Here is a 14,583-nt window from a genome sequence, read left to right on the forward strand (position 1 = left end):
TCCTTTCGAAATTTTTCGTCCCACCAAATGTGGTGGTTGTCGCGCCCTTCTTCAAGCAGTTCTTGTGTCACGCTCCCGTGAGTCGGGCAAGGGCGTCGTCCATGGCCCGGGACGGCAGTTCGATCAGCCTTGGCGCTTCGGTGAACAGCAGGGCTGCCTTGACCTCCCGTCCGGGATAAAGCGGCTGCAGCAGGGCGCGATAGAGCGCGAGCTGAAGCAGATAGGCCGGCGGGACTTCCGCCAGGGAGGCGGGTGCGGGCCGGTTGGTCTTGTAGTCGACGATCGAGACCGCATTCGGGGTCACCGCCAGCCGATCGATCTTGCCCGAAATGGAGCGGATCTTGCCCTTGACCTCCAGGCTGCCCATGATCGCGACCTCGGCGCGCGAGGAGGGCGCGAACAGCTGACCGAGGCCGGGGTCGGCAAGGATGGCGATGACCGATGCCAGGGCCTTTTCACGCTCGGCCTCAGGCCACGCCGCACCCGTTCGGGAGAGATAACGCTTCGCAGCGTCCACCCGTGCGTCCTCGGCGATGCCGGGCAGCATCTGCAGCAGTTTGTGCAGGGCGAGCCCGCGCAGCACGGCCAAACCCGGCTCGGCAGCGGCGTCCAGCACCGGCGACGCCTTGTCGACCACCGCTTCCTTGCCTTCCTCGATCAGCGCCGAGGCGCCCGACGGCGACAGGGGACGCGGCAGGTCCTCGAAAGGCGGCAAGGGCCTGAACAGGGTCGTCGGCAAGGGTCCGAAAGCATCGGCCTGCCGTGCCTGTTCGCCCGGACTTGGCGCAACCGGCGGCAGTTTGGTGATGTGGAAACGGTAGACAGGCTCCCCGCCGGCAGGATGCGGACGCTGTTCGCTTTCGGGCGCGCCGCTCAGCGCGCGGCTGACGATCGAATGCCATGTGCCGGCGTTCGGCGCCCGCTTGCCGTGATAGCCGCAGACGATAAGCCGGTCCTCGGCGCGCGTCATGCCGACATAGAGCAGCCGGCGGTACTCGTCGTCGGCGAGTTCGCGGGCGCGAGCGGCGGCCGTCTTCGAGAAGCCGTTGGCGACGTCGCTGGCCGAACGCCAGAGATAGCCCCTGCCATCCCAATGTCGGCCAGAGCCGTCGAAAGGCATCAGGCGCGGCAAATGCTGGTCGCTGAACGGGGCGGAACCGCCGTCGACCAGGAACACCACGGGCGCCTCCAGGCCCTTGGCCGCATGCACGGTCATGACCCGGACTTCATCGCGGGTCTGGTCCATCTCGCGCTTGATCTCGGGGCCGGCGTTTTCCAGTGTCGACAGGAAGGCTTCCAGCCCGGGCAGGCCAGTCCGCTCTTCGGCAAGGCAGAAGCTCAGGAACTCATCGAGGATATCGCCGGCTTCCGGCCCGAGCCGCGCGATCATCTTGCGGCGTACGCCATCGCGCGCCAGCAGGGCGGCATAGAATTCGAACACCGGCTTGAAGGCGGCCTCGTCAGCCCAGCCGTCGAGTTGCGCGACGACCGCCGCGAGCGTTTCGCTTTCGCCGGCATGCTGGCGCAGCGATGCCGCCAGCGACACGCCGGGCGGCCGTTGCGCGGCGAGCGTGAACAGTGTCTCTTCCGGCAGGTCGAAGACCGGGCTGCGCAGCAGAGCGGCGAGTGACAAGTCGTCCTGCGGCTGGATCAAAAGGTGGCCGAGCGCGATCAGGTCCTTGACGGCAATATGGCCCGACAGGCTCAGCCGGTCGGCGCCGGCAACCGGGATGTCGCGGCGCTTGAGCGCGCGGGTCAGCGCGTGGACGAAGCTGTCGCGCTTGCGCACCAGCACCAGCACGTCGCCCGGCCGCAGCCGCTTGCCACGCCCCTCGATGATTTCGCCCTTGCCGATCCAGCCGGCAATGGTGACCGCGACGTTCTCGGCGACCCGCACCGCCGGCGCATGGGCATGGTCGATCGCTTGCGCCCAGTCGTCGGGCTCGTCGACGGCCTCGGCACCGATCGACGGCCAGACCTCGACATAGCCTGGCGCATCGGTGCGGATCGCCTTGTGGTTCAGTGGATCGGGATCGTGGCTGATGCCGCGCCGCACGATGGGATCGGCAAAGACCCGGTCGACGGCGGCCAGCACATCGTCCGTGGAGCGGAACGACCAGGTCAGCTTGAGGTCGGCGAAGGACGCTTCGGCATCGCGCACACGCCCGGCGAATAACAACCGGCTGTCGGCGAAGGAGTCGGGTGCCGCACCCTGGAAGGAGTAGATCGACTGCTTCTCGTCGCCGACGGCAAAGACCGTGCGGTGGACCCGCTCGCGGGCGCCGAAGCCGGCAAAGAATTCTTCCGCCAGCCGCTTCACCACCTCCCATTGATCCGGGCTGGTGTCCTGCGCCTCGTCGAGCAGGATGTGATCTATGCCCTGGTCGAGCTTGTATTGCACCCATGGGCCGGCATCGGGCCGCGCCAAAAGATTCACCGTGCGGGTGATCAGGTCGTTGAAATCGAGAAAGCCGCGGCCGCGCTTCAGCACTTCGTAGCGTGCGATCAGCCAGTCGGCGATGGTCAGGGCCGCGCGGGTGCCCTCCAGCATCCGGAATAGCGCCAGCCGGTCGACAGTCTCCATGATGGCGCTGGCGGCCGACAGATAGCGCTCGGCCAGCTCAGGCAGCCGGTCGGTGAGCGCCTTTTTGAACGCCTTTGCCGGATCATAAGGATCGCCGTCGGTCTTGAGGAAGGCTCTTGCAAGCAACTGCAGCCGGCGGAGAGGGTCGCTCTCGGCGAAGGCCTGGCGCGCATAGGGCAGGATGTTGTTCAACACCGACCTGGCGTCGGTGGCTTCGGCTGCCTGGGCAAAGCCGGCAAAATAGTCCGGCAGGAAACCAGGCAGCGGCCATACAGATGCCGCTATGCCTTCGGCGGTCTGGCCGGGCTGGAAATGGAATTCATCGAACAGCGGCTGGAAGCCGTCACGCCCGACAGCATCGAGGAAATGGCGCAACCCGTCACGCTTGCGCACGATCTCGCCAAGCAAGGCGTCGAGACCGGCTTCACCGCCGCGTTCCAGGACAGTGGCGAAGGCCTCCGCCAAAGTCCTGTCGCCGGCGGCGGAGATCATCTCGCGGCGCGCAGCGGCAAAAAGCGAGGCCTCCATCTGGCTGTCGAGCATTTCGAAATGGGCGGGGATGTTGGCTTCCAGGGGGAACTGATGCAGGACGGATTCGCAGAAGGCGTGGATGGTCTGGATTTTCAACCCGCCAGGCGTCTCCAGCGCCTCGGCGAACAGGCGGCGGGCGCGGCGCATGGTGTCGCGATCGGCCCGGCGCCCTTCCAGCGCCTCTATTCTGGCGGCCAGCTCCAGATCACCCAGCGATGTCCATTCCGACAGCGTGGAGAAAACCCGGTTCGACATGTTGGCGGCCGCGGCGCGCGTATAGGTCAGGCACAATATCTTCGAGGGATCGGTGCCGTTGAGCAGCAGCCGGATGACGCGCTGGGCCAGCACGTGCGTCTTGCCCGATCCCGCATTGGCCGACACCCAGGCCGAATTGCCGGGATCGGCGGCCCGCGCCTGGCTCGAAGCCGTATCGCTCGGGATCGGATAGGCTTTCTTCATGCCTCCCCTCCCTCATCCCCGGCGTCGCCGCCGGCGGACCATTCGAGCACGCGGGCGAGGTGGTCGTAATCGCCATCGGTTTCGCCTTCGCGAAACGGCAGCGCGCGCGACAGATAGCCGGTCGCCGGGTCGGCATAATGGATCAGCAGTTTTTCCAGCCGCGCCCAGGCCTCTTCGGCAAGATCGGCGGCGGTGCGTGGTTGGCGGTTGTGTTCGAGTATGGACTCCTCGAACACCTCGCCATTCGGCTTCAACCTGATGAAGGCCAGTTGCGACGGTTCGCGCGTGCCCAAATCCTTGAATGCGCCACGCCTGAGCAGCGCCCCTTCCAACGCCAGTTGCGGCGCCAGTAGCGTATGGGCCTGTGCCTTGGAAGGCGAGGAACCCGTCTTGTAGTCCAGAATGTCCGCCATGCCGCCGGCCAGCAGGTCGACACGGTCGGCATAGCCGGACAGCGTTACGCCGGACTGTCCGACCACAGTCTTGCCGGCGCGCTCCTCGGCATGCCGCTGGATGACCGCGTCGGCGCGCGTTCGCTCCCATTCGATGATGTTGGCGGCGAGCTTTTCGAACCGCGGCCACCACACCGCCTCGACATCGGCCGGAAGCGCCGCCTCGGCAAAACAGGCGCGGCCGGCGGCGATGAGCCCGGCCAATGCGTCCAGCGCGCGCGGGTCGGCCACCTCGGACGAAAAGAGATGCAGGATGGCGTGAAACAGCGTGCCGCGCTCCGCCGCACCCGGATCGCGGACGAGCGGATCGAGCGGCGTCAGGCCAAGGATCCTCCGGGCATAGACAGCGTAGGGGTCGCGGCGCAGCGTCTCGACCTCGGTGACGGAGAAATGCGTCGGGCGAACCGAAAGCGGCGGCTTCGGCTGCGGTCGTGGCGCGAAATCCCGCTTCGGTCCCGTGTCGAGCGCGCGCGCCCAGGCAAGCAGCTCATCGCCGCGCCGGCGCAGTGCCGCCGCCTGATCGTTGCCGATGAAGGTGAGCAGCCGCTGCAACCAGCGCGACGGCACGGCAGGTGCGTCGCCGGCACGCGCCGAGCGGGCCAGCACCACATGTCTCGCGCCCATGGCCATCTGGAAATCATGCGCGGCAAGCCCGATGCGCCGCTCCGGCGGTTCCAGGTCGATGCCGGTCTTCATCAGCCGCGACATGAAGCGGTCGCTCTCCGGCTTGCGCGGCCAGACCCCTTCGTTGAGCCCGCCGATGACCAGCGTGTCGACATCCTGCAGCCGCGCCTCCAGCGCACCCCAGATGGCGATGTTCCTGTCGGTGCCTTGCGCTGGCTTGACGGTCTCGGGCGCGATCAGCGCCTCCATCACATCGGGCCATTCGATTGCCGCGAACGACAGCGGCGCCGAAGCCGCGACCAGCCCGCGCAGCAGTTCGGCGAGCTTTTCGCCGGCATCGCCGGCGTAGAGTTCGCCAAGACCACCGTCGGCGGAACGGCCGAGATTTTCCAGGGCAGCGACGCTGGCTTCGACCAGCGCGGCAAGGCCGGCCTCCGCCTGGCCGCGAAAGATCGAAAGCGGCGCCAGCGCGTCAGCCAGGCGTGCGAGAAGGGTCCGCGCAACCTCAATGGAGCGCACGGTCAGGCGGGCAAACCAGAACGGCGGCCGGCTGCCGTCGCCTAGCCCGGTGAGGCGGGCCTCGAAAAGATCCGGCAGCGAAGCGATGTCAGGGCGGCCGGTGCCGCCGCGCAGCGCCACCAGTTCGACCAATTCCGCCGCGTGGCGCACGTTGACCCGTTCCAGACCCAGGCCAAGCAGGGGATGCTTGAGCAGCGACAGCAGGCCGACCGGATCGCCCGGCCGGAACACCGCTTCGAGCGCCAGCCTGAGCAGGCTGGCCGCCGGCGTGTTGGACAGCGGCGTGCCGCCGGAATCGTCGGCAACGACACCGAAGCGCTTGAGCTCGACCGAGACGCGGCGTGCCAGCGCGCGGTCGCCGGTCACGAGAGCGGCCCTTTGGCCGGGTTCTTCCACTGCCTGCTTGAGCGCGACGGCGATCGCGACGGCTTCGTCGCGCTCGCTTGCCGCCTCCAGCAGCGTCACGTCGGCGAAGGCGCCGGCGATATCGGACGCTGAAAACCCGTTTCGTGTTTCCGCCCACAATTCCGTGGTCTCGGCCGGCCGCAGCGCCTCGCCGACAAGGGCGGCGCGGCGCGCGAGCTTCGGCTCGGCCGCACCGATCTCCTCGACATCGCCGCGCAGCACGCCGATCTTGCCGATCAGCTTTGCCAGGCCGTATTGCGGATGGCCCAGCACGGCTGGACGCGCGCCGGGAGCGACGAGCGCCTGGAAGGAGGCTTCGTCGAGCATCTGGTCCAGCCCGGGCAGCACGATGGCACCGCCGGACAGGCCGGCGATGGTCGCAAGCAGTTCCGCCGTGGCGGGTATGGAGCCGGTGGACCCCGCGGCTATGACCGGCCCGGCGGGTGGATTGCGCCGCAGCCGCGCGGCCTCGGCACGGATCAGGGCGCTGCGATGCGCGGCTGGGTTGGAGCGGTCGCTCTCTGCGAGGAATTTCGGCCAGGCATCGGTGACGATGCCGAGGAATTCGAGCGTGACCTGCCACCATCCGGCAAGGTTGCCACTGACGAGCCCGGCAAGTTTGGCCCAATCGGTGCCTTCCGTCTCGATCTCGTCCATCAGCCCGGCCAGATCGCGCGCCAGCCAGATCGCGTCGGCGGTGGAGGCCGGGACGACGATCTCCTCGGCGAAGAGGGCCGCGACATGGGCGGGCAACCGGCGTTTCCACGCCCGCACCAGCGGCGTCAGCAGCAACAGTCTCTCGGTGGCGGGGATCGCGGGCGCGAGATCGATTGCCGCCGTTGGATCGGTCTCGAATGCGGCCTCATCCTCGTCGAATTCGCCGAGCGGCCGGATCACCGGCAGGATCGCCGAACCGCCGCCGCCACGCGCCTTCAGGCTGTCGACGAAGACGCCGCGCAAGGCACGAGCGGCCCGGCGCGTCGGCACATAGATGGTAACATCGGCCAAAGCGAGGGGGTCACCGTCGAACCGAAAGCCGGGGATAAGGCGGCCGTCAAGCAGCGCCTCGGCCAGCGTCGGCAGCAACGGCGCTCCGGAGGGAATGGAGAAAACGCGGCTTGAGCCGCTCATTGCGATCCGATGAGTGCGCCGGCCACTGCGTCTTCGGCGAGCGGAATGGCATCGGGCGTGCCGACGGTTATCCAGTGGCCATGCATCGGCATGCCGAACAGGCGGCCGGCGGCAATCGCCTTGTCGAAATAGGCATTGAGCGAATGCGGTTCGGCGGGTGCGTTTTTGAACAGGCGCGGATGGATGATCGCGGCGCCGGCATAGATCAGGCCAGCGGGATCGCCTTTCGAACGCCGCAGGGCACCATCCGGCTCCACCAGGAAATCGGTGCTGCCACAGTGCCCTGTCGCCTGATGGAGATCCGCCAGCATCAGCAGAATATCCATTTTCGCGGCGTCCCATGCAAGGGCAAGCCGCCCGAGATTGAGCGGGCCGTGGTCGATCCAGAACGTATCGGCGTTGAGGATGTAGAACGGCTCCTGGCCGAGCTCCGGCAGCGCCTTGACGATGCCGCCGGCGGAATCGAGCAGCCGGCCGCTCTCATCGGAAATGACGACGCGCGGCGCGCGGCGCGCGGCCACATGAGCGACGATCTGTTCGGGAAGGTAATGGACATTGACCACCGCCTTGCCGACGCCGGCCGCCGCCAGGCTGTCGAGGCCCCAGTCGAGCAGCGTCTTGCCGGCGATGCGGACCAGCGGCTTGGGGATAGCGTCGGTGATCGGCCTCATGCGCTTGCCGAGCCCGGCGGCAAGGACGATGGCGGTGTCCGGTTTCATTGTCACAGCGCTCGTTCCTCCAGCAGCCCGTGCGCGCTGTAGAAATCCCACAGGTCGGCGAGCGCGGGATGTGACAGCGCCCGCCTGAGATAGTCGCGGATGCGCGGCAGGTGCCTGAGATAATAGGGCTTGCCGTCACGTTTTTCGAGGCGCACGAAAATGCCCAGAATCTTGGAATTGCGCTGCGCGGCCATGATTGCATAGGCTTCGAGGAAGCTTTCTTCGTCGAAGTCGCCCGCTGCATGACGCGCGGCGACATAGGCGTCGAGCGTCCGCTTCTCGATCTCGGGCGCCATGGTGACGCGGGCGTCCATGGCGAGCGAGGCGACGTCATAGGCGCAAGGCCCGATCAGCGCGTCCTGGACGTCGACGATGCCGAGCCGGTCGAGGCCGGACCGCTCGCCGCGCCAGATGATGTTAGGCGAGTGGAAGTCGCGCAGCATCAGCGTGTATTCGCTGCCTTGCAGCCGGTCGAGAAGCGCATTCCATATCTTGTGGTAGCCGGAACGCAGCGCCTCGCTTGCCGGCTCGCCCGATATCGCCGGCACGTACCAGTCGATCAGCAGGTCGGCCTCGATCAGCATGGCGTCGCGATCGAAGGGCGGCACGTCATGAACGACGCCGGGAGCCGCCTCCATGCGGTGAGGCCAGGCCTTGCCATGCATCATGGCAAGCAGTTCGGCCGCCGCCTCGTAGCGTTCGGCGACCGGCTCGCCATTGCCGTCGAGGAAACCTCCCGAGCCCAGATGCTCGAGCAGCAGGAAACCCTGGTCGAGATCCTGCGCGTCGATCCTGGGCACCGCGACCCCGGCGGCCAGCAGCGCACGGTCGATGGCGACGAAGGCGGACACCGACTGCGCCGTATGGGCGATCACGGCATAGGGTTTGCCGTCGCGCACGGGCGGGCCGAGCACCAGCCGCGGCGAGTTCATCAGCACGCGCGGCGCCTCGCCGGCAAGCGTTACGATCTCGTAGGAGCGGGCCGAGGCATCGCCGATGAAGTGCCGGCGCCGCGCTTGCCCCCAGCCGGTGCTCTCCAGAAAGCCGCGCATGGCCAGCGAGCGCGCCATACGGTCGAAGGTAGCGCCTTGCCCCGACAATCGGGCCAGCCGGCCCTCGCCATGCTGGACGAGTTCGATCAGCACCGTCGCCTTGGGCAGGTAGCCGCCAGCCCGTTCAGGCCATTCGATCAGGGCGGCACCTTGCGCCAGCGCCTCCTCGAAGCCGAGTTCGTCGAGCTCGGTCGCCGAGGACAGGCGGTAGAGATCGAAATGGTGAACCGGCACGCGGGTATCGTAGCTCTGTACCAGCGTGAACGTCGGGCTCGGCACTTCGAGACCGGCATCGTCGGCCAGCGCCCGGATCAGTGCCCTTGCCAGCGTCGACTTGCCGGCGCCGAGATCGCCCTTGAGCGCCAGCACGTCGCCCACGCGCAGCGCCAACGCCAGATCCTCGCCCAGCCGGGCTGTCTGGGTCTCGTCGGCGAGCAAACGCTCCAGCACCGGTTCCGTCATCGAGCGCGCTACTCGGCCGCTGCGCGGATACCCGGCATGTCGGGAAAGGTGCAGATGACGGTCGTGCCCTTGTCCTTGCCGGTTTCGATGCGAACGGCGCCGCCATGCAGTTCGACAAAGCTCTTGACGATCGACAGGCCGAGGCCGGCGCCGCGCCGGCGGCCGCCATTGGCGCGCGGTTCGAAGCGGCGGAACACCGAATCGAGCACATCGGGCGGCATGCCAGGCCCGTCGTCGTGAACCGAGAACTCGACGCCGTCCGCCAACTGACGGCAGGCCAGCCGGATGGTGCTGGCCTCCGGCGCGTAGTTGGCGGCGTTGCTGAGCAGATTGTAGAGGATCTGGCGGATGCGCGTTTCGTCGCCATGGAACGTCTTCGGCGCGGCGGCGGCATCGACCGCGAGCCGGATCGAATGCTCCTCCAGCCGGTCGGCGACAAGCTCGGCGGCAGCCGCGATGGTGCGGTCCACATGCACCTCGGAAATGTCGAGCTGCATGATGCCGGCATCGACGGTCGCCAGGTCGAGTATGTCGTTGACGATGGTCAGCAGCACCGAGGAGGACGAGCCGACATGTTCGACATATTCGCGCTGCTTCTGCGTCAGCGGGCCAGTCGCCGGCAGCGACAGCAGCTCGGTGAAACCGATGATGTTGGTCAGCGGCGAACGCAGTTCGTAGGACACATGCTGGACGAAGTCGTTCTTGAGCTGGTCCGATTTCTCCAGCGCCTCGTTCCTGTCCTTGAGCGCGCGTTCGACATGGACGCTGTCCGTGACGTCGACGAAGGTCATCATCACTTGCCCGTTGGGCAGCGGAATCACCGCGTAGCGCAGCACGGTGCCGTTGTTGAGCTCGGTCTGGCCGTGACGCTCGCGGCGCTCGTCGTCGAAGCCGGTGATGGCGGCGACAAAGCCGGGCCAGGGGCTCTCGACCGCCTGCCGATCTGAGAGCTCGCGTATGGTCGATACGTGCACATTGGGCTTGGCGACTTCCGTGCCCAACCCCCACAGCGTGGCAAAGGCCGGGTTCGACAGCCGCAGCCGGCCATCGGGACCGAACACCGCCACGCCTTCGGCCAGATTGTCGAGCGTTTCGCCCTGGACCCGGACCGCGGTGCGGTAGCGGCTTTCGAGATCCATCTTCTCGGTCAGGTTCTCGAACACCCAGGTGACGCCGCCCTTGGGTTGCGGGTTGGCGACGACGCGGATGGTCTTGCCGTCCGGCAGGTGCCACCAGTGTTCCTGCGATTCGACCGCTCGATAGGCGCCGAGCAGGCCTTCCTTCCAGCGGCGCCATTCCGGCTGTTCGGCGATCTTGCCTTCGCTGCGCAGCCGGTCGAGCAAAAGGGCGTTGTCGGGCGCGCTGTGCAGGAAGCCGCTGTCGAGCCCCCACAGTTTCTGGAAAGCCTGGTTGAAGAAGCGCAGCTTCTCGTTCGTGTCGAAGATGGCGACTGCCGTGTTGAGCTGATCGAGCGTATCGGCATGGCTGCGCACGGTCCGCTCATATTCGCCGCGGATGGCCTCGATGGCGCTGGTGTCGCAGGCAAGGCCGGCCGAACCGTCGGCGCCGGCAAAGTCGGTCACGGCAAACACGCGGCGGTCGCCTTCGATCACCGTCGAAAGCGATTGCTCGAACACCGGATGCGATTTGTGCTGGGCGGCGATGGCCTCGCGGGCCTGGCCGCCGAGGAATTCCTGGGCGTCACGCACGGCGGCTTCAGCGTTCTCGGCTTCGACCGCGTCGGCATAGGCCCGGTTGACCCATTTCAGCCGGCCATGCTCGTCACGCAGCCATGCCGGCATCTTCAGCGCCTCGAGCAGGCCGATCATCGTGTCATGGTCGGCGGCCAGCCGCTGGTTGTCGATCTTGAGCCGGGCCTGGCTGCGCTGTGTCTCGGACAGCGAGACAAACCGCACCAGCACATGGGCCGCGCTCTTTCGGCCATGCACTTCCAACGGAGCGCCGGCCTGCGATTCCACCACCAGGTCGAACGGTCTGCCTTTTTCCCGCAAACCCGTCACGGCATGTTCGAGTGCCGCCGCCGAGCGCGGCATCAGCCAGCGCCCAAAGGCGAGGAATGCGGCCCGTTCCTCCGGCGCTCCGCTTTCGGTCGGCAATGTGCCGATGAGCTCGGGTTTCTTGTTTTCCGAGGCCCAGACGACCACACGCTGGTCGCGCAGATTGAGCAGCGCTTCCGAACGTCGCAACGCTGCGCTGATATCGGCGACGCGGCTTCTCAGCTCGACATTTTCCGCCGAGGTGCGCGCGCGTTCGCGAATGAGAACGATGGCCGAAAGGAATGCCGCTCCCATCACTCCGGCAAAGACGGCTAGCTGCATGACCTCGATCGTGCTGACCGAAAGGCCGGCCGCCACTTCGGCGCCCTGGGCGCATGCAACCCCGCCAAGCAGCGGACCGGCAAGTGTGGAGCCGGCAAGCAGCAGCCCCGCGCGGCCACGCCACGAAGCGCGCCGCGAGCCAGTGGTCCCCGAATCCTGATGGCCGCCGGAAACGGCCTGTCCCGCGTGAAGCGGGTTTTCCCCCGGCATGTCTTGGTCCTCTTCGCCGCCTGAATGCAAGACCGCCCTGACGCGTGCGCCGGTCCTCGCCCCTGGACCCGCGAATCACAACAATAGCGCCTGCTGGAATCGGCGTGAAGAATCATTCGGCCCAAAAATAATGCCGGGCGAAAAGTCAATCGCCCGGCATCAATATCTTGTAGCAAATTCGGCTTTGGTTAATAGCGGTAGTGTTCCGGCTTGAACGGCCCCTGCGGCGTGACGCCAATATAGGCGGCCTGCTCGCCCGACAGTTCGGTCAGGCGGGCGCCGAGCTTGTCGAGATGCAGGCGTGCGACCTTCTCGTCGAGATGCTTGGGCAGCACATAGACCTGGTTCTGATACTGCTCGCCCTTGGTGAACAACTCGATCTGCGCCAGCACCTGGTTGGTGAAGGAGGCCGACATGACGAAGCTCGGGTGGCCGGTGGCGTTGCCGAGATTGAGCAGGCGGCCTTCCGACAAGAGGATCATGCGCTTGCCGTCCGGGAAGGTGATCATGTCGACCTGCGGCTTGACGTTGGTCCATTTCAGATTGCGCAGCGACGCAACCTGGATCTCGTTGTCGAAATGGCCGATGTTGCCGACGATCACCATGTCCTTCATCGAGCGCATGTGGTCGAGGGTAACCACATCCTTGTTGCCGGTGGTGGTGATGACGATGTCGGCGGTCGGTGCCGCATCTTCCAGCGTGACCACTTCAAAGCCGTCCATCGCCGCCTGCAGTGCGCAGATCGGATCGACCTCGGTGACCTTGACGCGGGCGCCCGCGCCCTTGAGCGAGGCCGACGAGCCCTTGCCGACGTCGCCATAACCGCAGACGACCGCGACCTTGCCGGCCATCATCGTGTCGGTGCCGCGGCGGATACCGTCGACCAGCGATTCCTTGCAGCCATATTTGTTGTCGAATTTCGACTTGGTGACCGAATCGTTGACGTTGATGGCCGGGAAGGGCAGCAGGCCCTTCTTCTGCAACTGGTAGAGCCGGTTGACGCCGGTCGTCGTCTCTTCGGTGACGCCGCGGATCGCTTCCTTCTGCTTGGTGAAGAAGCCCGGCGAAGCCTTCAGGCGCTTCTTGACCTGGGCGTAGAAATATTCCTCTTCCTCGCTCTGCGGATTGGACAGCACGTCCTCGCCGGCTTCGGCACGGGCGCCGATCAGGATGTACATGGTGGCGTCGCCGCCGTCATCGAGGATCATGTTGGAGAGGCCGCCATCGGCCCACTGGAAGATCCTGTCGGTGTAGTCCCAGTACTGTTCGAGGCTCTCGCCCTTGACGGCGAAGACCGGAATGCCGGTCTCGGCGATGGCCGCGGCGGCGTGGTCCTGGGTCGAGAAGATGTTGCAGGAAGCCCAGCGGATGTCGGCGCCGAGCACCTTCAGCGTCTCGATCAGCACCGCCGTCTGGATCGTCATGTGCAGCGAGCCGGTAATGCGCGCGCCCTTGAGCGGCTTCTTGGCCCCGAATTCCTCGCGGCAGGCCATCAGGCCCGGCATTTCGGTTTCGGCGATATCGAGTTCCTTGCGGCCCCAGCCGGCAAGAGAGATGTCGGCGACCACATAGTCCTTGCTACCCGTCATGGCAGTGCTCCGATGCGAATTGTCTTGCTGTGAATTGATCGTTTGGCTTGCGAATTGGTTGCGGATGCGCCCGCGCCGGTCGGCGCGTCGAAGGGCGCGAATTGCCGGCCTGACTAGCAGATCGGGCTTCGCACGACAATGGGATATAAAGAAATCTTTATTCGTGCATGTCCCGGAGGGCTGACTTCCGGTCAGCACTCCTCGCCGAAACGGGAGGCGACGAGCTGCTCCAGCGCGTCCATGACCTCTAGCGCCTCCGGGCCGCTGGCGGTGACGCGGATCGAGTATCCAGGGCTGGCCGCCAGCATCATCAGGCCCATGATCGAGGTGCCGCCGACCTTGACGCCGTCCTTCTCGACATGGACCGAAGCGTTGAAACCGCTGGCAAGCTGGACGAATTTCGCCGAGGCGCGCGCATGCAGGCCGCGCTGGTTGACGATCGGAAACTCCCTGACGATCTGGTCCTTGTCAGGCGACAGCGTACTCATTTGCTGCTCAAAAGCTGGCTGGCGACGTTGATGTATTTGCGGCCCGCGGCTTGCGCTTCATCGAGCGCGGCCGCCATGTTGTCGCCCTTGCGGATCGACGACAGCTTGATCAGCATCGGCAGGTTCATGCCGGCGATCACCTCGGTGCGGCCGGACTCCATTACCGAGATGGCAAGGTTGGACGGCGTGCCGCCGAACATGTCGGTCAACACGATCACACCCGCCCCCGTATCGACACGGGAGACGGCGTCGACGATGTCGCGGCGACGCTGCTCCATATCGTCGTCGGCACCGATCGCCACGGTTTCGAAATTGTCTTGTGGCCCGACGACATGTTCGACGGCATGTCTGAACTCGGTGGCCAGTTGACCGTGCGTTACAAGCACGAGTCCGATCATTCTTTGGTGGCTCCCGTCATCGCCGCTTCACAGGCGCATTTTATGCTCGCCAGCCAATCCAGGCGGCGGGAGCGCTATCTTGTCGACGCGCGGCCCGTTGACAAGCCCAAAATTGCGCCGGCCCACGCCATTTTGACGCATTGCAGCAAAAAACCCAGCGCGGATCATAGAAAAGGCGGGATCGACAGCCGCGCCATCACGGCGAGCAAGGCGGCCGCGACATTGCGCTCGGCCAGATCGATGCGCGCCACCGCACAGCCGGCGATGTCGTCGCTTGCATCCTCCTGGAAGCGTGCGATTTCGCCGGCCGGCAACAGGCGCACATGCAGATCGACGACGCAGGCCGGTTCGAACGGCAGGGACCGTGGCCCATGTCCCGGCACCTCGGCAAGGCCTTCGATGGTGGCGGGCGCACGGCACACCAGCCGCCCGGCATGGGCTTCGACGAAGATCTGATCGTCGCCGACGAGCCGTGAGAACAATCCGCGTTGCAGGCAATGGCTGATCAGCGTCAGCGCCAGCGTTGTCTTGCCCGACCCGGATGAGCCGCTGATGAGAATGCCGCTCTCGCCGATCAGCAGCGCCGTGGCGTGTATGTTGTCAGGCCGCACGTCGCGATCC

General features: G+C 66.2%; 9 protein-coding genes. All 9 read right to left on the bottom strand.

Features of this window, described 5'->3' with window-relative positions:
• Positions 1–67: 67 nt before the first annotated feature.
• The 9 genes from addA to LB571_RS22570 all read right to left on the bottom strand — a co-directional run bounded on the left by addA (position 68) and on the right by LB571_RS22570 (position 14,573).
• On the bottom strand, positions 68–3,574 hold the full coding sequence (gene addA, locus LB571_RS22530; RefSeq protein WP_224598048.1) for a double-strand break repair helicase AddA: 3,507 nt from the start codon (positions 3,572–3,574) through the stop codon (positions 68–70).
• Positions 3,571–6,705 carry a double-strand break repair protein AddB gene (addB, locus tag LB571_RS22535; RefSeq protein WP_224598051.1) on the bottom strand — a complete coding sequence of 1,045 codons (3,135 nt, stop codon included), beginning with the start codon at positions 6,703–6,705 and terminating at the stop codon, positions 3,571–3,573. The genes addA and addB overlap by 4 nt, the downstream gene beginning before the upstream one ends.
• Positions 6,702–7,424, bottom strand: coding sequence for a nucleotidyltransferase family protein (locus tag LB571_RS22540; protein ID WP_224598054.1), 723 nt, complete (start codon positions 7,422–7,424; stop codon positions 6,702–6,704). The genes addB and LB571_RS22540 overlap by 4 nt, the downstream gene beginning before the upstream one ends.
• A gap of 2 nt (positions 7,425–7,426) precedes the next feature.
• Positions 7,427–8,938, bottom strand: a complete 1,512-nt coding sequence (gene tsaE / locus LB571_RS22545; RefSeq protein WP_224598071.1) for a tRNA (adenosine(37)-N6)-threonylcarbamoyltransferase complex ATPase subunit type 1 TsaE — start codon at positions 8,936–8,938, stop codon at positions 7,427–7,429.
• 8 nt (positions 8,939–8,946) lie between these two features.
• Positions 8,947–11,487 carry a sensor histidine kinase gene (locus LB571_RS22550; RefSeq protein WP_224598074.1) on the bottom strand — a complete coding sequence of 847 codons (2,541 nt, stop codon included), beginning with the start codon at positions 11,485–11,487 and terminating at the stop codon, positions 8,947–8,949.
• 188 nt (positions 11,488–11,675) lie between these two features.
• Complete coding sequence (ahcY, locus tag LB571_RS22555; protein ID WP_140719127.1) at positions 11,676–13,076, bottom strand: adenosylhomocysteinase; 1,401 nt, start codon at positions 13,074–13,076, stop codon at positions 11,676–11,678.
• A gap of 191 nt (positions 13,077–13,267) precedes the next feature.
• Entirely contained in the window at positions 13,268–13,564 is a 297-nt protein-coding gene (locus tag LB571_RS22560) for an HPr family phosphocarrier protein (protein ID WP_015314359.1), read from the bottom strand.
• The gene (locus LB571_RS22565) at positions 13,561–13,962 is read right to left on the bottom strand and encodes a PTS sugar transporter subunit IIA (RefSeq protein WP_140615127.1); all 402 of its coding nucleotides are present in this window, start codon (positions 13,960–13,962) and stop codon (positions 13,561–13,563) included. Before LB571_RS22565 ends, LB571_RS22560 begins: the two co-directional genes overlap by 4 nt.
• A 164-nt stretch (positions 13,963–14,126) precedes the next feature.
• Complete coding sequence (locus LB571_RS22570; RefSeq protein ID WP_224598077.1) at positions 14,127–14,573, bottom strand: HPr kinase/phosphorylase; 447 nt, start codon at positions 14,571–14,573, stop codon at positions 14,127–14,129.
• Between the last annotated feature and the right edge of the window lie 10 nt (positions 14,574–14,583).

The organism is Mesorhizobium sp. BR1-1-4, assembly GCF_020165375.1.
GTDB classification, from domain to species: Bacteria; Pseudomonadota; Alphaproteobacteria; order Rhizobiales; family Rhizobiaceae; genus Mesorhizobium; species Mesorhizobium australicum.

Bases quoted from the DNA above. Each gene is read 5' to 3' on its own strand.
- addA (WP_224598048.1), bottom strand. From the start codon at position 3,574: ATGAAGAAAGCCTATCCGATCCCGAGCGATACGGCTTCGAGCCAGGCG.
- addB (WP_224598051.1), bottom strand. From the start codon at position 6,705: ATGAGCGGCTCAAGCCGCGTTTTCTCCATTCCCTCCGGAGCGCCGTTG.
- LB571_RS22540 (WP_224598054.1), bottom strand. From the start codon at position 7,424: ATGAAACCGGACACCGCCATCGTCCTTGCCGCCGGGCTCGGCAAGCGC.
- tsaE (WP_224598071.1), bottom strand. From the start codon at position 8,938: ATGACGGAACCGGTGCTGGAGCGTTTGCTCGCCGACGAGACCCAGACA.
- LB571_RS22550 (WP_224598074.1), bottom strand. From the start codon at position 11,487: ATGCCGGGGGAAAACCCGCTTCACGCGGGACAGGCCGTTTCCGGCGGC.
- ahcY (WP_140719127.1), bottom strand. From the start codon at position 13,076: ATGACGGGTAGCAAGGACTATGTGGTCGCCGACATCTCTCTTGCCGGC.
- LB571_RS22560 (WP_015314359.1), bottom strand. From the start codon at position 13,564: ATGAGTACGCTGTCGCCTGACAAGGACCAGATCGTCAGGGAGTTTCCG.
- LB571_RS22565 (WP_140615127.1), bottom strand. From the start codon at position 13,962: ATGATCGGACTCGTGCTTGTAACGCACGGTCAACTGGCCACCGAGTTC.